Origin of the sequence: Photobacterium lucens (assembly GCF_009873615.1) — a bacterium.
Classification (GTDB): Bacteria; Pseudomonadota; Gammaproteobacteria; order Enterobacterales; family Vibrionaceae; genus Photobacterium; species Photobacterium lucens.
On the sequence record NZ_SSMG01000181.1, the window covers coordinates 1 to 20,877 of the forward strand.

At 39.7% G+C, this 20,877-nt stretch carries 24 protein-coding genes and 1 pseudogene; 17 read left to right on the forward strand and 8 right to left on the reverse strand.

Annotated features, from left to right (window positions below):
• The 10 genes from luxE to E5A76_RS08620 all read left to right on the forward strand — a co-directional run.
• The coding region (gene luxE, locus E5A76_RS08575; protein ID WP_187695601.1) for a long-chain-fatty-acid--protein ligase LuxE at positions 1–1,086 on the forward strand (1,086 nt) is incomplete at its 5' end.
• Positions 1,087–1,102: 16 nt separating this feature from the next.
• Positions 1,103–1,807, forward strand: a complete 705-nt coding sequence (gene luxG / locus E5A76_RS08580; RefSeq protein WP_161118660.1) for a flavin mononucleotide reductase LuxG — start codon at positions 1,103–1,105, stop codon at positions 1,805–1,807.
• Between the two features lie 125 nt (positions 1,808–1,932).
• Positions 1,933–2,592 (forward strand): riboflavin synthase, encoded by a 660-nt coding sequence (locus E5A76_RS08585; protein ID WP_161118661.1) that lies wholly within the window; start codon positions 1,933–1,935, stop codon positions 2,590–2,592.
• A 33-nt stretch (positions 2,593–2,625) separates the two neighbouring features.
• Positions 2,626–3,723 carry a bifunctional 3,4-dihydroxy-2-butanone-4-phosphate synthase/GTP cyclohydrolase II gene (gene ribBA, locus E5A76_RS08590; protein ID WP_161118662.1) on the forward strand — a complete coding sequence of 366 codons (1,098 nt, stop codon included), beginning with the start codon at positions 2,626–2,628 and terminating at the stop codon, positions 3,721–3,723.
• A gap of 59 nt (positions 3,724–3,782) precedes the next feature.
• On the forward strand, positions 3,783–4,253 hold the full coding sequence (gene ribH, locus E5A76_RS08595; RefSeq protein WP_053987803.1) for a 6,7-dimethyl-8-ribityllumazine synthase: 471 nt from the start codon (positions 3,783–3,785) through the stop codon (positions 4,251–4,253).
• A gap of 102 nt (positions 4,254–4,355) precedes the next feature.
• Positions 4,356–4,949 (forward strand): GTP cyclohydrolase II, encoded by a 594-nt coding sequence (locus E5A76_RS08600; protein ID WP_161118663.1) that lies wholly within the window; start codon positions 4,356–4,358, stop codon positions 4,947–4,949.
• An 895-nt stretch (positions 4,950–5,844) separates the two neighbouring features.
• A complete protein-coding gene (locus E5A76_RS08605) occupies positions 5,845–6,894 on the forward strand; it encodes an HlyD family secretion protein (RefSeq protein WP_161118664.1) in 1,050 nt (349 codons plus the stop codon).
• A gap of 24 nt (positions 6,895–6,918) precedes the next feature.
• Entirely contained in the window at positions 6,919–7,914 is a 996-nt protein-coding gene (locus tag E5A76_RS08610) for a DUF2955 domain-containing protein (protein ID WP_161118665.1), read from the forward strand.
• Positions 7,895–8,353 (forward strand): MarR family winged helix-turn-helix transcriptional regulator, encoded by a 459-nt coding sequence (locus E5A76_RS08615; protein ID WP_161118666.1) that lies wholly within the window; start codon positions 7,895–7,897, stop codon positions 8,351–8,353. Before E5A76_RS08610 ends, E5A76_RS08615 begins: the two co-directional genes overlap by 20 nt.
• A gap of 23 nt (positions 8,354–8,376) precedes the next feature.
• On the forward strand, positions 8,377–9,162 hold the full coding sequence (locus E5A76_RS08620) for a PhzF family phenazine biosynthesis protein (protein WP_161118667.1): 786 nt from the start codon (positions 8,377–8,379) through the stop codon (positions 9,160–9,162).
• Between the two features lie 72 nt (positions 9,163–9,234).
• Here E5A76_RS08620 and E5A76_RS08625 read toward each other — a convergent pair whose 3' ends face one another.
• The gene (locus E5A76_RS08625; RefSeq protein WP_161118668.1) at positions 9,235–9,663 is read right to left on the reverse strand and encodes a VOC family protein; all 429 of its coding nucleotides are present in this window, start codon (positions 9,661–9,663) and stop codon (positions 9,235–9,237) included.
• A 314-nt stretch (positions 9,664–9,977) separates the two neighbouring features.
• Between E5A76_RS08625 and E5A76_RS08630 the strand changes: the two genes are divergently transcribed.
• Complete coding sequence (locus E5A76_RS08630; RefSeq protein WP_161118669.1) at positions 9,978–11,309, forward strand: polysaccharide deacetylase family protein; 1,332 nt, start codon at positions 9,978–9,980, stop codon at positions 11,307–11,309.
• Between the two features lie 208 nt (positions 11,310–11,517).
• Entirely contained in the window at positions 11,518–12,897 is a 1,380-nt protein-coding gene (locus tag E5A76_RS08635) for an endonuclease/exonuclease/phosphatase family protein (RefSeq protein WP_161118670.1), read from the forward strand.
• A 48-nt stretch (positions 12,898–12,945) separates the two neighbouring features.
• Here the strand turns inward: E5A76_RS08635 and E5A76_RS08640 are convergent, their stop codons facing one another.
• A complete protein-coding gene (locus tag E5A76_RS08640) occupies positions 12,946–13,191 on the reverse strand; it encodes a hypothetical protein (protein ID WP_161118671.1) in 246 nt (81 codons plus the stop codon).
• 16 nt (positions 13,192–13,207) lie between these two features.
• On the reverse strand, positions 13,208–13,669 hold the full coding sequence (locus E5A76_RS08645) for a DUF417 family protein (protein WP_161118672.1): 462 nt from the start codon (positions 13,667–13,669) through the stop codon (positions 13,208–13,210).
• A gap of 138 nt (positions 13,670–13,807) precedes the next feature.
• Here E5A76_RS08645 and E5A76_RS08650 point away from each other — a divergent pair, with 138 nt between their 5' ends.
• The 3 genes from E5A76_RS08650 (at position 13,808) to soxR (ending at position 15,208) form a co-directional block, all read left to right on the forward strand.
• Positions 13,808–14,371: a TetR/AcrR family transcriptional regulator gene (locus E5A76_RS08650; protein ID WP_045071311.1), complete on the forward strand. Its 564-nt coding sequence runs from the start codon at positions 13,808–13,810 to the stop codon at positions 14,369–14,371.
• A gap of 106 nt (positions 14,372–14,477) precedes the next feature.
• On the forward strand, positions 14,478–14,651 hold the full coding sequence (locus tag E5A76_RS20385; protein ID WP_008988585.1) for a hypothetical protein: 174 nt from the start codon (positions 14,478–14,480) through the stop codon (positions 14,649–14,651).
• 125 nt (positions 14,652–14,776) lie between these two features.
• On the forward strand, positions 14,777–15,208 hold the full coding sequence (gene soxR / locus E5A76_RS08655) for a redox-sensitive transcriptional activator SoxR (protein ID WP_008988584.1): 432 nt from the start codon (positions 14,777–14,779) through the stop codon (positions 15,206–15,208).
• Between the two features lie 320 nt (positions 15,209–15,528).
• Here the strand turns inward: soxR and E5A76_RS20625 are convergent, their stop codons facing one another.
• From E5A76_RS20625 to E5A76_RS08670, 5 genes and pseudogenes are all read right to left on the reverse strand, one after another.
• The gene (locus tag E5A76_RS20625) at positions 15,529–16,458 is read right to left on the reverse strand and encodes an HNH endonuclease (protein ID WP_237458837.1); all 930 of its coding nucleotides are present in this window, start codon (positions 16,456–16,458) and stop codon (positions 15,529–15,531) included.
• Positions 16,451–16,624: a hypothetical protein gene (locus tag E5A76_RS20390; protein WP_187695602.1), complete on the reverse strand. Its 174-nt coding sequence runs from the start codon at positions 16,622–16,624 to the stop codon at positions 16,451–16,453. Before E5A76_RS20390 ends, E5A76_RS20625 begins: the two co-directional genes overlap by 8 nt.
• A gap of 9 nt (positions 16,625–16,633) precedes the next feature.
• Positions 16,634–16,840: pseudogene (locus E5A76_RS20630) on the reverse strand (integrase); the annotation flags it as partial.
• A 76-nt stretch (positions 16,841–16,916) separates the two neighbouring features.
• The gene (locus tag E5A76_RS08665; protein WP_161118674.1) at positions 16,917–17,342 is read right to left on the reverse strand and encodes a hypothetical protein; all 426 of its coding nucleotides are present in this window, start codon (positions 17,340–17,342) and stop codon (positions 16,917–16,919) included.
• Between the two features lie 231 nt (positions 17,343–17,573).
• On the reverse strand, positions 17,574–17,861 hold the full coding sequence (locus E5A76_RS08670; RefSeq protein WP_161118675.1) for a hypothetical protein: 288 nt from the start codon (positions 17,859–17,861) through the stop codon (positions 17,574–17,576).
• Between the two features lie 169 nt (positions 17,862–18,030).
• On the opposite strand from E5A76_RS08670, the gene E5A76_RS08675 reads away from it, so the two are divergent.
• Entirely contained in the window at positions 18,031–19,716 is a 1,686-nt protein-coding gene (locus E5A76_RS08675; protein WP_161118676.1) for a hypothetical protein, read from the forward strand.
• A 270-nt stretch (positions 19,717–19,986) separates the two neighbouring features.
• Positions 19,987–20,859, forward strand: coding sequence for a bacteriophage abortive infection AbiH family protein (locus E5A76_RS08680; RefSeq protein ID WP_161118677.1), 873 nt, complete (start codon positions 19,987–19,989; stop codon positions 20,857–20,859).
• Positions 20,860–20,877: the final 18 nt, after the last annotated feature.

Sequence of the window (20,877 nt, forward strand, 5' to 3'; positions counted from 1 at the left end):
ATTGTTAGTTCAGAACTCGATGATATTATTTTCTCATCATCACCGCTTACCTTAACCTTTGATGAGCAAGAAAAATTAAAGCAAAAGTTTATAATGGAATCATTCCACTACCATTATAAAAATAATGAAGATTACCGTTATTATTGTAATGTCCAAGGTGTGGATGAAAATATTACATCTATCGATGATATTCCTGTATTTCCAACCTCGATGTTCAAATACGCCAAGCTACATACTGCCGATGAAACCAATATTGAAAATTGGTTCACCAGTAGCGGCACCAGCGGAATTAAAAGCCATATTGCCCGTGATCGCCAAAGTATCGAACGTTTACTGGGCTCTGTGAATTACGGCATGAAGTACTTAGGTGAGTTTCATGAACACCAACTAGAGTTGGTGAATATGGGACCAGATCGCTTCAGTGCCAAAAACGTTTGGTTCAAATATGTCATGAGTCTCGTTGAGCTGTTATACCCAACGACATTTACAGTCAACGAAGATGAAATTGATTTTGAGCAAACCATCGCCTCATTAAAAGCGATCCAACGTAAAGGCAAAGGTATTTGTCTTATTGGCCCTCCGTACTTTATTTATCTGTTAGCGCTTTATATGAAAGAGCATAACATTGAATTTAATGCTGGCGCTCACATGTTCATCATCACTGGTGGTGGCTGGAAAACCAAGCAAAAAGAAGCGCTTAATCGTCAAGATTTCAATCAGCTATTAATGGAAACATTCAACCTTTTCCATGAAAGCCAGATTCGTGACACCTTCAACCAAGTAGAGCTAAACACTTGTTTCTTTGAAGATAACCGTCAACGTAAGCATGTTCCGCCTTGGGTATATGCCCGTGCACTTGATCCTGTCACCATGATGCCAGTTGAAGATGGTCAAGAAGGCTTAATGAGTTACATGGATGCCTCCTCGACGAGTTATCCAACCTTTATTGTAACGGACGACATTGGCATTGTGCACAACATCAAAGAGCCGGATCTCTTCCAAGGAACAACCGTTGAAATTGTTCGCCGTTTAAATACCCGTGAACAAAAAGGCTGTTCATTATCGATGGCGACCAGCTTGAAATAAGCAACAGGACTGAATGATGATTTTTAATTGCAAAATAATAAAAATTGAAGCATCTGATAGCCATGTTTTTAAGATGTTTATCAAACCAGACCAATGCTTTCAATTCAAAGCCGGTCAATACGCTATTGTCTATTTGAATAATAAACAGCTACCTTTTTCTATTGCTAACAGTCCAACCTGTAATGAATTAATTGAATTGCATGTTGGTGGCTCAATCAAAGAATCAGCTATAGAAGCAATTTCGCATTTTATCGATGCGTTTATTCATCAAACCGAGTTTAAGATCGATGCGCCACATGGTGATGCTTGGTTACGTGATGACAGTGAATCGCCACTACTGCTAATCGCTGGCGGCACAGGCCTATCGTACATCAATAGCATTCTTCATCATTGTGTTTATAAGCAGTTATCACAACCTATTTACCTTTACTGGGGGGTAAATAACCATCAATTGCTTTATGCAGATCAACAACTTAAATCATTAGCTGCCCAGTTTCCCAATGTGAAATATGTGCCCGTTGTCGAGCATGAACACACAGAATGGGACGGCAAAATTGGCAATGTTATTGATGCTGTAATGGATGATTTTGCCGACTTATCTGACTTTGATATCTATGTTTGTGGCCCATTCGGTATGAGCCGAAGTGCGAAAGATATTTTTACCACAGAGAAAAAAGCCAATGTCGGAAAAATGTATTCTGATGCGTTTAGTTATATGTAGTTAAAAATCATTCAGCTCATTATTTATGGTTTTTATCTCAATCAGTCATTAATCATTATTTTTACTCTATTTATTGGGTAACTGCTGGCTTATGCCTGATAAATAGAGTTTTTTATAGGGATAGTATGTTTACAGGAATAATAGAAGCAGTGGGAAATATCAGCGCCATTATTCGTAATAACGACGATATTTCAATGGTTATCAATACCAATCGGCTTGATATTTCGGATGTAAAACTTGGCGATAGCATTGCTAGCAATGGCGTTTGTTTAACCGTATCTAAATTAACGCCAACTGGATTTGTTGCCGATCTTTCAACAGAGACATTAAAGCGTACCGCTTTTCACAGTTACCACGTCGGACAAAAAATCAATTTAGAAAAAGCCATGTTACCCACCACACGCTTTGGTGGTCATATCGTTTCTGGGCATGTTGATGGTATTGGCGACATTATTGAGTTAAAGCGAAAAGGTCGCACCCTTGATATGTGGATAACCGTGCCTATTCACCTAAAGAAATTCGTTTCCGAGAAAGGTTCAGTTTGCGTTGATGGAACCAGTTTAACCGTCAACGCTGTGTATCAGAATGTCATTAAATTAACCATAGTCCCTCATACGTTAGCTAACACGACACTTGCCAATGCCACCGTTGGTCAAAAGGTCAATATTGAAGCCGACATGATGGCGCGCTACCTCGAACGATTAATCAGCATTGATAAACAAGAATCTAAAAAAAACACTAACGTCTCTATGTCTATATTAGAGAAGCACGGCTTTATCGTATAACTCACTTACGCTGTTGATAAAAAAGGACCTGTTATGACTTTAAGTAGCGCCCAAGAAATCATTAATGATATCCGTCTGGGTAAAATGGTGATCTTAATGGATGATGAAAATCGCGAAAATGAAGGCGATTTGATCATCGCCGCTGACATGATCACCCCTGAAGCGATTAATTTCATGGCGACTCATGGGCGCGGGTTGATCTGCTTAACGTTAACCAAAGATCGCTGCCAGACCTTAAATTTACCGCTTATGGTGCAAAATAATCACGATAAGTTCTCAACTGCATTTACCGTTTCAATAGAAGCCGCCACCGATGTTACGACCGGGATCTCTGCCTATGATCGTGCGAAAACAGTACAAGCCGCCATTGCGCCAAATGCCAGTGCTAATGATATTGTGATGCCAGGTCATATTTTTCCCTTAATGGCACAAGATGGTGGCGTATTAATTCGTGCCGGTCACACTGAAGCTGGCTGTGATGTTGCACGTTTAGCTGGGCTTGAAGCCTCTAGTGTTATTGTGGAAATTCTTAATGAAGACGGCACGATGGCACGCCGACCTCAACTCGAAGTCTTTGCTCAAAAACACGGTTTAAAACTGGGAACGATTGCTGATTTAATTGAGTATCGTACCCAACGAGAAAGTCATATTGAACGTTTATCAGAAAGTGAATTATGCACTGAGTATGGCGTTTTTAACTTAATCACCTACCGTGACACCATTGATAACCAACTGCATTACGCATTATGTAAAGGTGATATAAACCCTGATAGTGAGACCTTAGTCCGTGTCCATGTTAAAGATACACTGAAAGATATTTTGCATACTGGCGCAACGCAATGGTCTCTACAAGCGGCCATGCAGCGCATTCAAGCCGACGGTGGCGTATTAGTGATCATCAGCCAAATTGAGCCCTCAGCGATGATCCTAAATCAAATAAACCACTTAGATTCAGAGCACCAAGCGAGTTCACCTTTACCTATCACACCGCAATCCCGACAAATTGGTTTAGGATCGCAAATTCTGTCTGAATTAGGGCTACGCAAAATTCGTTTACTGTCTTCTCAGAGCCAACAATATCGTTCTTTATCAGGATTTGATCTTGAGGTTGTGGAATATATTTGTAACTAGTAAACACTTAGATATTATTGATTCATCATTCTTTTTTACAAATACACTTAGGAAGCTCCATGAATATTATTGAAGGTGCGATCACAGCACCCCACGCCAATGTCGCGATCATCGTTTCTCGTTTCAATAGTTTTATCAATGACAGCCTATTGTCTGGTGCATTGGATGCCCTACAACGCCAAGGCCTTGTTAAAGAAAGTAATATTACCGTTGTACGTTGCCCTGGAGCATACGAGCTACCTTTACTGGCGCAACAACTGGCAAAAAAAGGCAGTTATGATGCCATTATCGCTTTAGGCTCAGTGATCCGTGGCGGTACTCCACATTTTGAATATGTTGCAGGTGAATGTAATAAAGGTTTAGCGCAAATTGCGTTAGAACATCAAATTCCAGTCGCGTTCGGTGTCCTTACTGTGGATTCTATCGAACAAGCCATTGAACGTGCAGGAACAAAAATGGGGAATAAAGGTGCAGAAGCGGCATTAAGTGCACTAGAAATGATCAACGTGCTAGCGGAAATCGAGCCTTAATTTCCTTATATTTTCACCCGTCATGATGGCTATGATACCCTACTTCATCATAGCCATTGCCTTTCTAAAGCAATGAACTCAAACAGAATTACTAGGAATATTATGATCACGGTAAGAGCCCGAGTGCCTTTTAAAATCGGGCAAAAAAGTCAGATCCCAGCGGAGTTATTGTCGTTTCATGGCTTTAATTCAGGTAAAGAGCATGTCGCAATTATTTTTAAACAAGCAGATACCACAACCGCCCCTTTAGTTCGCTTACATTCAGAATGCTTAACCGGTGATGTCTTTCATTCTTCGCGCTGTGATTGTGGCGAGCAGCTCAATGAAACAATAGAAAAAATGCATCAATTCGGTGGGATCATTTTGTATCTACGTCAAGAAGGACGTGGCATTGGTTTATACAATAAAATCGATGCCTATCACTTACAAAGCCAAGGCATGAATACCTATGAAGCCAATAACCATTTAGGTTTCGCAGATGATCTACGCGATTTTAGTGAAGCTGCAAAAGCATTAATGGCATTAGGCATAAACAAGATCCGTTTAATCACTAACAATCCAAAGAAAGTCAATGAGCTTCAACAACATGGCATTGAGATCATGGATGTGGTTAACACTCAGGTACACATCAAACAAGACAACGAAGATTACCTAAAAACAAAAGCGTTACACGGCCATCACAACCTCTCTTTATGATCAGCGCAACACGTATATTAAGCGCCCCTAGACAAGAAATTAACGCCGACTAATATTGCGCCATTTAACAATACGTCACCCCTTATGTTAAATGGCGAAAAAACAACCAACCGCTAAATTCACCGCACAGAGTTACCCACTAAATTTGTGGATAACACAATATTACCTTTATTTTTCAACACATTAAGTTTTTCAATAGAAATACGTAATAATCATTACTATTTTCGAAAATATTAATAAATCCCCAAAACGTAAAAAGCCGCACTATTGCAGTGCGGCTTGGTGTTGCTATCAGTGTACTTACTCGGCACACCAATACTGTTACGCTTCGCCACTCATTACGTTGAGCTTGCCGTGTTCGACATAGAAGGTTCGAACCGCTATTTATTGGCGAAGAAGCAAATTTTTAAAAGGTGTCACTTACCAAATTGTTAACAACTAAGTTTTCACTTAGAAGCTTTTACATGCGTAGCTCTTACGATGTTGCTTTTTACTGTGTTGCTTTGTCTACTTTTCACATGTTGCGCGATGCAACTGAGTGATTACTAACAACGGGTCAAAGAGGTCTATTAATAATCACTGATACCTGTACCCGTGAGTCTATGAAATCAGCTTCAATCCTCCGTAAGCTCGAGTAACTATCTCAATACAGGTTAAATTAAATATGGTCGATAATCGCCAAATAGGCAAATTTATCATCTAAAAAAACAGCATTTTCTAACAATATCATTATTTTCATCTAGTTAAGTTCCATTTTTCTCGTCATTTATTTCTCTTACTCGCAATAACGTCGACACTCTCGATCTATTTATCGATACTGACATCAAATTTTATGTTGCAGATACAACAAAGTGAGAATATCATCACTCTGTATTTTGTTGTATGGGTAACAATAATGAAGAAAAACATTTACGCCATCATGCTATATAGCGTCATTGGTTTTGCACTTGCCTTCTCTGCATTTTTATTAATTTCAGATAACGTATCGCCATTTACCACACAAGCCACCTTGTATAAATCGGTGGTTAATATTGCCCCTGAAGTCTCTGGCAATATCACGCATGTCGATGTCATTAATGGTCAACACGTTAGCGCCAATCAGCCTTTATTTTCTATTGATGCAAAGCCTTATCAAATTGCCGTTGAACAAGCAAAAGCGGAATTACAGCAAGCCAAAGAAGCCAATGCTGGCACATGGCAACAACTTGCAGCAGCAGAGCAAGTGGTATTGCAGAAAAAAACCTTATGGAAAAATGCGCAGACCAAGCTAAATCGCTATCAAACCTTGAGCCATAAAGGCTTGACCACTCGCCAAGAGTTAGATGATGCAATCAGTGCTGCCGAGGTAGCGAAAAGCGCCATTTCAGCAGCGCAAGCAGATGTATTGAAAATTAAAGCGACATTATCAGGTAAGAAAAACACCGCAGCCGTTGAACTAGCACAAGCTAAATTGGCACGTGCTGAGTGGGATTTATCTAATACTACGGTTGTGGCAAAAACAGCGGGGACGGTGAGCAATTTACAATTAGATGCAGGGACTTATGTGAATGAAGGTACCCCTATCCTTTTTCTTGTGAATGAAAAGAATAGCTGGTTAAGCGCTGATTTTAACGAAAAAGGCATTGCCCATTTACAACCTGAAAATCATGTATTGATCAGTTTTGATTCCCAACCAGGACGTGTATTTGAAGGTGAAATAGAAAACCAAGATCGCGCCGTGTTTGATGCTAGCAACCCATTAACACAATTATCAACGGTCAGTAACGATTCACGTTGGATCCGCGAACAACAAAAAATCCGTACTCGCATCGCAGTCAACGTACCGCAGCAAGACGTGATTTCGGGCTCTCGCGCGAGTGTTATCGTGCTCAATGGTAATCCTATTTTAGATGTAATCAGTAGTGCTTGGATCCATGTCATTGCCCTATTCCGCTACATCTACTAAGCGATAATCTCAGGTAAGTGAAGTATGAAACAGTTAATCAGTACAGATGCACTACGCACTAGCTTGATTGTGTGTATCTGTATGATGTTCGGAAAACTTTTCCATGTAGATTCACATGTCTATTTTGCTTTATTTCCGATCATCATCGCCACGAAAGTAAAAGACTACAGTTGGAAAGGATTAAGCAAAACCTTCGCCTTAGTATTGCTATCGGCTTACAGTGCGGTTTTCGTATCTGAAGTTTTTAGTGATCACCCTTTCATTATTTGGACGATCAGTATCGTACTCTTCGATCAATTAAGAAAACGGGCAGATTCTCCAGCTAAAGTGGGCGCACTGTTTATGCCAACCATTAACTGGATTTTAAATGTTGTCTTTGCACTACATACCACTATGGATATGCCGCAGCGTTTACACGAAGTGGGACTCGCGATAGTGGTGAGTATCTGCGTTACCAAACTGTTTTTATGGCTATTGCCACCTAAGCCAAAGGCAGGATTGGGCAAACCAAAATCAACGCCCGTTACTGCTAAACAGCGTTTAATATCAGTCAGCTTAATTGGCTTGGGACTTGGCTTTCTAATGATTGTCGATCTGGTTTCTGGTGCATTTTGTATGGTGCCTGTGATTGCAGCAGCCACACAAACCAGCCGAAAAGCATATTTAAACGTGGTGAAATCACGCTTTATTACCCAAGTAGGTGGATGTGCCATTGCTGCGGTATTTATGCTATTTATCGCGGGCTATCAAAATAACATTATTCTTTACGGCTTAGGGCTATTTGCGCTTATCTATGCCATTACCCATAAAATTTACCATGATCAAGGTCCGCATCAAGAACTGCACGCCGATATATTACTGGCTACCATGTTGCCCATTCAGCTTTATATGTCGAACAGTGAGTTAGGATTAAGTAACACTTTTCTTCGTGGATGGGAACTTAGCTGTACTTTAGGTATATTGGCACTGTTTTATTTTCTTACAACAACGAAGCAACGTTATGTCACAGAATTACACTGATATTCCAGCACTCAATGAAAGCCTGTCTTTTACTATGGGACTGGCTTACAAACAGTTTCGCAGCCTTGCTACTTCTGCGTTAGCCACTGAATTTGATATTACGTTAGAAATGTTAGGCGCATTACGTGTACTGAGTCATTTAGGTGAAGTGCCGCAACAAGCGGTTTCTGATGCGCTCCATCGTGAACGCTCAGTCACCAAACGCTTAATCGATAACTGCATTAAACGTGAGTTAATTACCGTTAAGAAATCAGAGCAAAATAAGAAAGCACGCTATCTGGTGATCACTGAAAAAGGTCACGACATCGCACAAAAAGCAACGCAATGTGTCGCCAATATCAATCACGATTTCTTCGCCCCATTAAGCGATGAAGAGCGTGATATTTTATTCAAACTTAACAAAAAATTAATTCGCCACGATATACTCGTTAATTCGTAATTCATTTCAGGGACAAATACGATATGGATATTTTCGTTGTCGATGCTTTTACCGACCAACACTTCAAAGGTAACTCGGCGGCAATCATGCCAGTTACCACTTTTCCAGATGCCTCATTAATGCAGCGTATTGCTGCTGAAAATAATCTGTCTGAAACAGCTTTTATTAAACCAACAGGCGATAATACCTACGCGATTCGTTGGTTTTCACCACTCACAGAAATTGATTTTTGTGGTCATGCTACGCTCGCATCTGCCTTTGTTCTGTATCAGTTTTATCAGCTTAAAGGCGAAATTACCTTTACCACTGAGCACGTTGGCACACTGACAGTTGAACAAAACCATGATGGCAACATTGAAATGAATTTTCCTTGCCAGCCCGGTGAAGAAGTTGAACCACCAGCCACCTTACTCAAGGGTTTATCTATTGCGCCTATCAAGGTGTTACAAAATCGCCAAGCCTACATAGCAGTATTACCGAACGAGCAAGCAGTACACGATATTGTCTGCGATTCGGAGCTACTTAAACAGTTAGCGCCTCACGATATTGTAGTAACAGCACAATCATCCCAATACGATTTTGTATCTCGTTACTTCTGGCCCGCTAATGGGGGTTATGAAGATCCTGTAACCGGATCTATTCATACTGCACTTGCTCCATATTGGGCACAGCAGCTCGATAAACGTGAATTAACCGCTTATCAAGCCTCACAACGTGGTGGCGTTTTACACTGTAAAATGATCGAAGATGATCGAATTATCATTTCTGGATCGGCAGTACTATATCTACGTGGCAAGGTTTACTTATAAGCCTGAAAAAGAGCCAATATCAACAAAGGAGAGATAACCGTTCTCTCCTTTTTTACCGATACTATTTTTCATTTACTGGCTGTAATCATTTCTTCGAGCAAGATCATCTGTCAGATATTCAATAAACTCGATCTCTAGATTGTTATCATCAATAAAATAGACGCTACGACGATAAGGGTGATCGCCGCACCAATGATCTAATTCATAGCCTGCATTCTTAAGCCTTGCGACAGTTGAATCGACACTTTCTACTACAATACCTAGATGCTTAAAACCAGATTGATCACCTTTCCAATCTGGCACTTGCCCAACACCACCCGAGCTAATGGCAATATAACTGTGTTGATCACCAATATGATACCAATGGATCGGTTTACCAAACCAATCATCCAGTTTTCCTTCTCCACGTACAGCCCATTTAGGTAACGCCGTTAATAAAAAGTGGATGGTTTGCTCTGGTTTTTTAAGTTGAATATTGATGTGTTCTACATATCCGTTCATAACGTTATTTCCTTGTTGTTATTAAAGTATGTCGCCACTTTAATTCCTCAAGCTAACTTGAGGTCAAGAAGGTTTTTATTCATGTTTACTCAACAAAGAAATAGTCATTAACACCAAAAAGCATGAAGCATTCCCTAATAAAATACTTACGAGTCACCTCAACAAAAACCATAAGATCACTGAAAGCGCAAACCACATAATGTCAGCGTGCTAGTAAAAGAAAGCTTTAAATCGCTTCCCTATTCGCTTTTTATAAAACTTCATCGGTATCTTAATTTCCGTCCAATCAATAACATCAAATGGAAAGGATTGAAATGAAGCATACCCTCCCCCCGAAGATCAGACGTTATAACAATAAAATCATCCTTGCTGGCTCTTTAATGCTGACAGCGATGCCAACCTTGGCAGCTAACGTAAACATTGCACCCTCACAGCAATCTCCGATAGCCAAAGAGAAGACCCCCATGTTTGTCAGCTTCGGCTTTGACGATAATGTCACTGAAGATGGACTGGCTTGGGTGGTCGACATGCTGGCGTCTTATAGCAACCCACAAGGTCATGACACTTATGCAGGAAAACCGCTATCAGCCAGTTTCTTTGTTAACTGTGCCACAGCAAGGGACAATGAGGCGATCACCAACCTGTGGAAACTCATGAAATATCAAGGTCACGATATTGGTAACCACAGTGAAAGCCATCCACATGATGGTGCGGGGACAATGACAGCAGAGCAATGGGACAGTGAAATTGCAACCTGTAACCGCTTTTTAACGGCCTCAGAGCAAGAAGACGGCATAGGTGTTGAGAAAGTATATGGTTATCGTGCCCCATTTTTAACTTATAACGACAACTCACTCACCGCACTTATCAATAATGGTATTAGCTATGATGTTAGCTTTCCTGCTGGTATTTCGGGGGATCAAAATGGTACCAATAACCTTTGGCCCTACACTTTAGATAACGGTAGCCCTGATCATGATGTTGCGGTTAATGGCGGCTGGAAACCTGCCATCAATCATTATCCGGGGCTGTGGGAAATTCCACTACATACGCTGATTGTGCCACCGAATGATGTCGTTGCTGATTATGGCTTAAGCTATTCATTACGTGACAAAATCTCGGCCCGCGTACCTTGGTTTGATACACAATCAGGAAAAGGCGATAACTTTGACTGGAACCTTTACTCAACACCGACCTACTTTGCCGCAGGTCTCAATGCCAATGATGTGCTCGCCATATATAAGTACAATTTAGATCTACGCCTTGCCGGGAACAAAGCACCTCTTGTGTTAGGACTACACTCTGATTTCTATGGCTACTTAAACGGTGAAGAACACGGTGATAAGCCGGAAACCACCGTAGCATCTCGCCGTTCGGTACTCACACAATTCATCGCTTATGCCTTAAGTAAACCGGAAGTTCGCTTCGTTAATCACAAACAGCTGATTGATTGGATGATAAAACCAGAGCCACTCACGCTATGTGCCGATAAGCAATGGCAACCACATGATACCTATCAAAAAGGCGATACCGTTGTATTTAATGATAAAACCTATGTCGCTAAATGGTGGACAAGCCATCAAATCCCCGACTTATACCCATCATCACCTTGGCAAGCCCTGCCACACTGTATCAAGCAAAAATAGCAGCATGATTGGCTGATATTCAAATAAGGAGGCTCAGTCCTCCTTATTTTATTTTGCGATCTTGAGCGTAAAAACCAACAAAACAACGCAAACGATTGCTGTTAATTGCATTAAATCGTGCTCACGTCACATTTATTTACCACTAGAACGTTACTATGCAGCACGGCAATTCCCCGCCGTTATTTCTATCAATAATATGGATGATTGAATGAAACTAATTAAAACTCTTGCTGCTGTTGCGATTTCATCTGCTTTATTAACAGGCTGTGTATTTGAAAGCGACAACGATGTGATCCCTGTTCGTGAAGTCTCTGTTGCTACGTTTAACCTTTCATTTGACCGCTTTACGTTTGAACAACTTGTGGATGAGATGCAAACAACACTGTCTGCACAACAAACATTAGTGGATGGTTTTATTGCCAATACGCTAAGTGCTGATGACAAAGCGAAAGCACTAAAGATCATTCAAATCAGAAACGTTGCAGCCATTATTCAAAGCCAACGCCCTGATATTATTTTACTGGCAGAATACAATAACGACGGTACAGGCGATGACTTATCCGCCTTAAAGGGTTTCCAAGATAACTACTTATCAGTAGGTCAAAGCCTAAATAGCATTGATGGTGGTGACACCCTATCACCAATTCACTATCCATTTACCGAAAGCTATGCAACAAACACAGGTTTAATGAGTGGCTTGGATCTGAATAACGACGGGAAAGTAAATAGCGGTCCAAATGATGCGTGGGGCTTTGGTCAATATCATGGTCAGTATGCGTTTGCTCTCATGTCTCAATTTAAAATTGATAATAAAAACACTCGTACTTTCCAAACTTTCAAATGGAAAGACTTACCGACAGCAACCATGCCTGTGATCAACAACTGTGATGATGAAAAAAATAAAATCCCTGCCGGCATGAGTTGTGGAGATAATTGGTATAGCGATGCTGAGTGGCAACAATTACGTTTATCATCGAAAAACCATGTTGATGCACCAGTGATTATTCCAACACCTTCTGGTGATCAAGTCGTACATATTCTCATGTCACACCCAACACCACCGGTATTTGATACTGTGACAGAAAATAACAAACTGAAAAACCGTGATGAAATCCAATTCTGGACAGATTACATCGACGGTGCTGAGTTTATTTACGATGACAAAGGTAATAAAGGCGGCCTCGCGGATAACGCCAAGTTTGTGATTGTCGGCGATCTTAATGCCGATCCTGAAGCAGGTGACGGCTTTATCGAAACCATTGATACCCTATTAAAGCATCAGCGTGTGAATCAAGAAGCGACCAATGGCGCTTATGTACCAACCAGCTTTGGTGCTGAATACTGCTTCCCAAGTGGAGAATGTCGCCAAGATAACCCATACCCAAATCGTTTAACCAGCACCTTTGGTTTACAAGTGGATCACGCAATTCCATCAAGTAATCTCAATATTGTGGATTCTGGTGTGTACTGGCCAGCACCGAACGAAGCTGGCTATTTACTGATGAACGATGAGCGCATAGGTAAAGGCAAGGGCAAAGATATTTCATCGGATCACCGCATGGTATGGCTAAAAGCCCGTTTTAATTAATCCATCACGATTAAAGCCGATCATCAGATCGGCTTTTTTATCTCGTTATCATTTATCCGCAGCAGACAGTAACTTTTCTTCAAATGATAAAGTGGAGGCATTATGCTCAAACACCACACCTGAATGCGATCGTTCTGCCGTTTTTCCTTCCATATAACGATAACTTAATACTTGATTCTCATTCATCGTATCAAAGCTAACATTGCCTTTAAAATCGCCATCTTTAGCCAATGCCATAGAGTTAAAGAAGAAAATAAAAGCCGCTAAGATTGATGTTTTAAATACAGTTTTCATACTCATTTCCTTTTAACTACAGAGAAAGTAATTTCTTATTGTGTTCAACAACTTGTAACGATACCGCTAGGAATAAAATATCTTTCACTAAAAAGAATGATGTCGTAGGAACACCATCAACCATTTTCCATGTATCAGGCGTTGTGAATAAAAAGCTTAACGTCACAATTGAAAGGACACTCGCTAGAACGCCGAAAAACACCCCAGCTTTGGGATTAAAGAAGCTGTAAATCAAACCAACCGCAATGATGATTTCGCTGATACCAACTAAATTTGAAACACCCTGAACAGATAAAATGCTATATAGCCAGCCCATAAGCGGGTGGTTTTTCACTAATGGCTCTATTGCTGCTGCTTCTGTGGGAGTAAATTTAAAAATACCGATCCACAGTAAAAGTAAAACAACACCGAAAACGCCAGTTTTATAGCTTAAAGACGTCTTAACCCAACCCGATGACTGCTGGTTTATATTATTCATATTATTTACCTACCAAAAAGAAAATTAAACTAAACGGTTTGGTTTAATTTATGTGTTAATTTAACACCTGTCAACATTTTTGAACTAAACAGTTTAGTTTGATAAAATAAAAAGCAATGACGATTGAGGTAGCTATTTATGTCCAAACAAGAACAAAAGAAAATAAATATTATCAATAAAACCATTGAGTTATGTTCTAAATATGGTTTTCATGGCACCAGTATGGACAACATCACGTCAGCAACAGGTGTATCAAAAGCAACTATTTATAAGTACTTCAATTCAAAAGAGAATTTAATAGCCGAAGCGCTCGCAATCTTTAGCCAACAAGCAATTGAAAAACTGGAATTACTTTACAGTGATAACACCCTAACGTTAGAGCAAAAGCTGTCTAGCCGATTTGATGGACTGTTAGACTTGTTTAATCGACATGCTTTTCATGGCTGCTATTTTCAATTGGCTTACAGCGAATTTAATCAAATTGATCCTAATATCGGCCAAATTTGCAGCGGCTATAAACAAAAACGATTAACAATGTTAGATGAGTTATTGCAAAACGAAGGAATAACAGACCCAACATACAAAGCGAAACAAGCCGAACTTATTTTCAATGGGTTACTTGCTACTTTGCAAATTACAGAAGATCAGTCCCTGATCCCAATCGCCAAAGACATGTATCTGACTGCGATATTAAAAAGCTAATACTGCGATTATTTTATTTGCATTTTTGAGGTCAAAACAAAATAGCACTCTTGCCATTATCGCGTATATTAAATGATAACGACTATCATTTAATTAGGCGGTATTTATGGACACAAGCGAACTACTTCCACTCTATGTTGTTATATCTCTAGTTTTGTTCCTGTTTTTTGTCGTGTTTTTATACATCCAGCTTTCCATTAAAGCGAAAAAAGACAGTATTGGTGGCTGTTGCATAAAACAAGTGAAAGACGAGACAAAAAGTAAAACGGATACGCCATAATTTTTCTAAAGAGTCACACATTATGTGGCTCTTTTTCTTGATGACATCAAACATTTCCCCCTTCTTTATGTTTTCTTTCCCTAACAATGGCATAGTTGTTTCAAACCGAATTAGACGAGTAACACATGGAATTGAGTGTAGGACAAGTTGCGAAACGCGCAGGAGTCAGTGTTTCGACGTTACATTTTTACGAACAAAAAGAACTGATTATTAGTTATAGAACCGCGAGCAATCAGCGTCGCTATAAACGCTCTGTACTGCGCCGTATAGCAGTGATTAAAGCGGCGCAAAATGTCGGTTTAACGCTACAAGAAATCAAACAAGCCTTAGCTCATATCCCATTAAATGAGAATGTGAAAAAGGAACAATGGGAACAGCTGTCTACGATTTGGCATCAGAAGCTTGAAGAAAAAATGCATGAATTAAAGCAACTTCAAACTCAGTTAGGGAGTTGTATTCAGTGTGGCTGTTTATCAATGGAAAGTTGCGCACTGTATAACAATAACGACAGCAATGGGATCATGACGGCAGGAGCAAAACTCAGCGCCCCAAAATAATAGAACGTGCATTAATAGAGTAAAACCGATAGTTCTACCTTACGGAGCATAACTTATCAAAATTAAAACAGTCTCTAAGCATCAGTATCCTACCTCATGTCTTCCACCTCTGTTTTCATGCAACTAGCACTTCGTAACGCGTTTTTGCCCCATTATTAGTTTCACAGAGTCAGGCGTTTGATTTTGCTAGAAGCAATTAGCCCTCAAAAAACTAATACCAAGATTATTTGGATGTTTAAGTCGCTTCGGGACAAAAGCGAGTTAGTTACTCGCTTCGTTTATACATATCGGTGTTGAGGCTTAGTTTGTGTGCTTAATTTTTACTGAAAACAATCTAAGCGTTTAATTTTATTAAGTTTAGCCATCATCTCTTCAGCGTTATCTCCAAAGTGCAGCATCCTATGGCAATTAGGGCACAGCGCTATGGTATTGGATACAGTATCACTGCCTTGTTTAGATAATGGGATAACATGATGAACTTCTAAGTAATCACGACCTGATTTCGTTTTGAATGGCGACTTGACTTCGCAAAGTTCACAGTACCCGTTCGCAAGCCTCAGTGTTTCAGCGACAACAAGTGGATCTCGCTTGTATAGGGTGACCGAAACAGTTTCTTTTTCAGGGTGCAAAACACCAATCACGTTTTTGTTCGTGGTATCAGTAGAAAAAGCTTCGTTTAAAAACTCTTCGTGATTTAAATAGGCTCGTGATTTTACTTCTATATTGCTTTCATCATATGCCGCAAAAAGTTGTTTTTTTCCCTCAGACATAATCTCTGCAATACAATTGGCAACTACGATAGAATTGTCTTCAGTACAGTAAACGCCATTTTTATTACCTTGAGCAATGGTAGCTTTGCCACCTGAACGATGACAAATTTCATCCATGAACGCTTTTTTGCAGCGTTGATGTAAAGTGGCTTTTTCTCTAGAACCGTCTGTACCATTCACACCGCCAACACCACCTGATATAAGTCGGAATTGAATCTCTCTAGGATTTGTTCTATCGGGTTTTCCTGTATTGCCCTTCTCAACATAAATGGAAATGCCTAATAAATTCCAGACGTTATCTGAGGATTCAAACTTCACACAACCATAAGCGTCAATGTAACTAGGATGGTTCTTTGATTTGCTTACATTTCTAGGTGTTTGGTCGATTTTTATCCATTTCGATATGTTTGATTTCTCTAATATCTTATTCAGTGACTGCTTAGCTGATTCAACAAGTAGAGCTTCTGTTTTGTTACTCATCAACAACCTCAACGGTCTTGTGCTGAGCGCCATAATAAGTGCCTTCATCAATGGTGTAACGCAGTGTCACATCACAACTTGGGCAACCAAACTCTTCGTTTGGCTCAATGCATTCGTTTTCAATCCAATCCCAACCAAAGTGGTCTTCACATTCAGGGCATTGCATGTTGGTTCCTCATGTATCACAACTATCTGAAACCCTTAGTGCATCTTCAATCTCGACGCTAAGGTATTCAATCTTTTTTGCGAGCTTATCATGACCCCGAAGTAATTGAATAGCGCGAAAATTCTTGGTGTTAGCATACTTCAAAGAAGCTTTTGTTTGATGTTGGGAATGTTTGTCATATTGGGCTTTATCTAACCCAATATCGGGACAAAAGCGAGCTAGTCTTTTGTCCCATCAAAATCATGTTGATTAGAACACGAGGGATAATTGTATGGTCAACGCAAGATGTTAATTAATCATCCTCATCCCAGTCACTCTCGTCGCGTACATCATCCCAGTCATCACTGGTTTCTTTTTTTGCCTCTTGAATAAAAGCTTCGCTGAAGCAGTCCTCGAAAGTATCCTGATGCTCATTAATGACATCTTCAGCATTTTTAACTATTGCAATGGCTTTACTCAGATCTTCTTCTTCCCTTGCTTGTTCTAGATCTGCAATGACTGACTCTATTTCCTCAATCATGTCATCAGTTCGAACTAATTCCTCACCATATGGTTGATCATCTAATGGAACATAATGATCATAGCGATTAACTACCTCATTATTGATATGCTGTGCGTAGCCAATCGTTGCCTCTGCATTTTCTTTTAAATTTTCTGCTTGTTCTGTTAACTCTTCAATTGTTGATTCTATTTGAGATGAGATGTCATTGATGCTCATAAATTATTTCCTTCGATTTAACAGCGAACTTATTCACTTAATAAGTATGACGTATTGTTAATTTAAGTGTCACAACGATCTGAAATCCTTAGCGTATCTTCAATCATTCTTTCTAACTTAGCATGACCAAGAAGAAATTGGGTAGCGCATAAGTTCTTGGTTTTTTTAGCGTAGTTATAGGAAACTCGATTTTTAAGCTCCATTTATTACCAGTGATAAATGATGTTATCCTTACCGATTGTTCTGCTCGATATAGGCAGTTTGAGAGTTTGATGTGGATAGGCTGACGGAAAGCCCCAGTTTGCCCAACGATTTTTCGATTTCTGATGTTAGTTGCTGTCTAATCTGAGGTAACTGTTGTAATTGACTCGCGCATAATGAAGAACCATGTCGAGTACCATCCGACAACGCTGGCTCTAGCGTTTTTAGCATTGCATATGCTCCAACCGCACATCCAAGCTGCATCATAGTTGTGGAGTCACCTGAATCGTTGACTTGAAATTTTTCTAAGTTGCTCATGTTCTAATCCCTCTTTCATTATTGTGTGTACTGATTCCAATTGAGCGTGTTAAGGCTTTATGGCAAGTTTACTCATATCAAAAAAAATCTAGAGCTATTTTTATAGAATTAATAATTTGATGCGTGGTATTGCTATTTTCTGCAATTTGCGATAACGATGAGGTGATATATGAAATTATTGTGCAGTACAGCAGAGGCTACGCTAAGGCGCTGGTTTGAAACGGGTATATCTTATAATTTGATGTTAGGCAGGGAAGAAGATCGTGAAGGCTTAGATGAGTTTGAGATAAGCTTAAATCATATAGACGCCACCAGACGTATTTATGCTTCATCTTTGATTAATCAAGCATACCTTCCTAGTGTAGATATCGGAGAAATCATATTAAAGCTTCAGCCTCTTCTAGGACGAGATACTGGCAAAGTAGTTGGTAATCTTTATTGCATTACTCATAACGCCCCCCATTGGTCATGGGAGTTGCTAACTAATTCAAAACGAACAATATTATCACCAGAGAACATGCTAAATGCTTACTACATTGTGCGTAAGCAACTAGATATGAACCGCTCTTTTGACAATGAGATTGACGTAATTCATCCCACACTGAAAGCATTGTGCGACCTTGAGCGGAAACGAAAGTTAACCTCACATCTGGTGTCGTTTTATGACAAACACAATTCTGATGGTTCTACATCTTGCCGCTTATATGCACATGGGTATTTTAAAGAAAAACATGAAGGTGTTCATCGACATATACTAGAGATTGCCCGTGAACTTTCTTTGGGGAATGACCCTTTAGACAAGGCGCAATTTGCACTTCTAAATGGAAAAAAATACAGCCAGTGGGATAGTACACTACAAGCGATTCTTTGTTATTGTAAGAGGATCACTCCCCAGAATTTTGTGAAGCACAGTCGTGATATGGTACCGCGAGAATACCTGTATACGGTACGTGATGCGAACCCCATCAAAAATCAACTTGATCAATTGTTTAAGCGCCAAAGTGCACTAATCCGATTTATTCGTCCCCTTGATAGTGATTATTCACAAAATAACACCCATGATCCTTTCAGCCATCTTGACTCTGGGTTGGTGAGAAAGATGGTTTTAAGTCACTATATTATGTTCTACCTGAGTAGGTTACATCACCTGTCATGGTCAATGGAGCTTCGAGAATGTCGTGATGCACTGAAAAAATGTTTTCCGAAACGTGATGACTTTCAGAAAGCTTGGTCTCATATTAATGGCTCAAGAGGTAATTTAGTTTGTGATATCTCTTTATACGAAAGAATACTACAGTTGTTTAAATCTGACCCTATTGGATTACCCTATTGGGCGTACGAGACAGATGTTATTCCAGAACCATTAACGTTGCTCGAAGAGTATTTTGGAACGGTGAACCAACTGGACGAACGATACCTTGATCGTTTAAATAGAAAACATTTTAATATTGCGCTCAATATTCCAAAACTTCTTAAGATCGACACTTCAGCTTGGCTTAAGCCTCCAGTCATGCTTCGGTTAGGTGAACCGCTCATAATTCATGGTTTTTCTGAGCTTCCACTATCTGAACGACTTCGTTTAGCTGGATTAGTAAAATCAAAAGAATATGTCTATCAGACACTGACAGAAAACCTAACAATGAGTCTTGAAAGCTTGGAACGCCTTTTGATGGGAATTTGTTATCACTGGCATATAAGAATGAATGACGATATATCGCTATCGCGTTTCCATAAGCACTTATCGCAATATTCGGTTCCAGAAGTGAGTCCAAGAACTTTAAGTAATAGGAGTAATCTCGCTAAAAAATGGTTGAAACAATGGCCGGATTTAGGTCTCTTTCACCGATGCTTATAGAGATCATAGAGAAGAAGTGAGACATCGTTGATAAATAGTCTATCAACGATGCTTTTTCTGGATTGGGACAAAAGCGCCTTAGAGCTTATGCGCAAAACCCTCTTCCTTCATATTTAATGGATATGCTTGAATAGCTAACTTATCGATGCACTAATCTTCTGATATTTTAAGCAAAATAGTGGTTCACCTTATTCTGCTTATCAGGAACTCTAGACTTGATTTTATATGCCAACATAAAATATAACCATCTAAAAAATAGAGGAATATTTTGTGAGTTCAAATCATTTGTTTATCATCGGTAATGGCTTTGACATGTGGCACAAATTACCTACAAGCTACAGAGACTTTTACAAGCAATACAAGGGATATCTGGATCAGATTGAGCACTATTTCTCGTATGGTTTGCAAGAGGAAGAATTGTGGAGTGACTTTGAAAATGTACTTGGGCAATTTGATGAGTCCATTTTGATAGAAGAAAATGATTTTATGGATTTTTCTGGAGATGAATTTCCAACTCAGCAAATGTATGGTCTTGAAGATGCTGTAGACAACTTTAGTCGTGAGATTATTGATGATATCACTGATAGTTTTACAGAATGGCTCAAAGGAATAAGCCTGAATAAATTAGCGCAACAAATGGTGTTCCCAGATCAGGCGCAGTTTATCAGCTTTAACTACACACCTACATTGCAACAGACCTACGCTGTTCCTGAGACAAATGTTAATCACATTCATGGTAGCTTGGGGCAATCGAGCAGCTTGATTTTTGGCCATACAGAAACAGTGGTTCGCGCCATAGCTGAAGAGGACAGTTACTATACGGAAACGATCAATTATGGTCGCAAAGTATTAGAGGTACTTCAGAAACCAGTCAACGACATTATTACGAGCAATCTTACCCCTTGGCTTAATAAAATTGACAATATATCGTCGATTACTGTGATTGGTCATTCACTGAATAATATAGACCTTCCCTATTTTTCACGTATTGTGGATGAGTTTCCTGATGCTTATTGGCAGTGTTACTCATATAGTCAAGAAGAAGTATTGGCACACAGCTCTATACTGCAACAGATTGGAGTACCAAAAAATAACTTAAGAGTCGGTACCTACACTGACCTTGTTCAAGACTATCCGCTTTAGACGGTTATTTAGCTTATT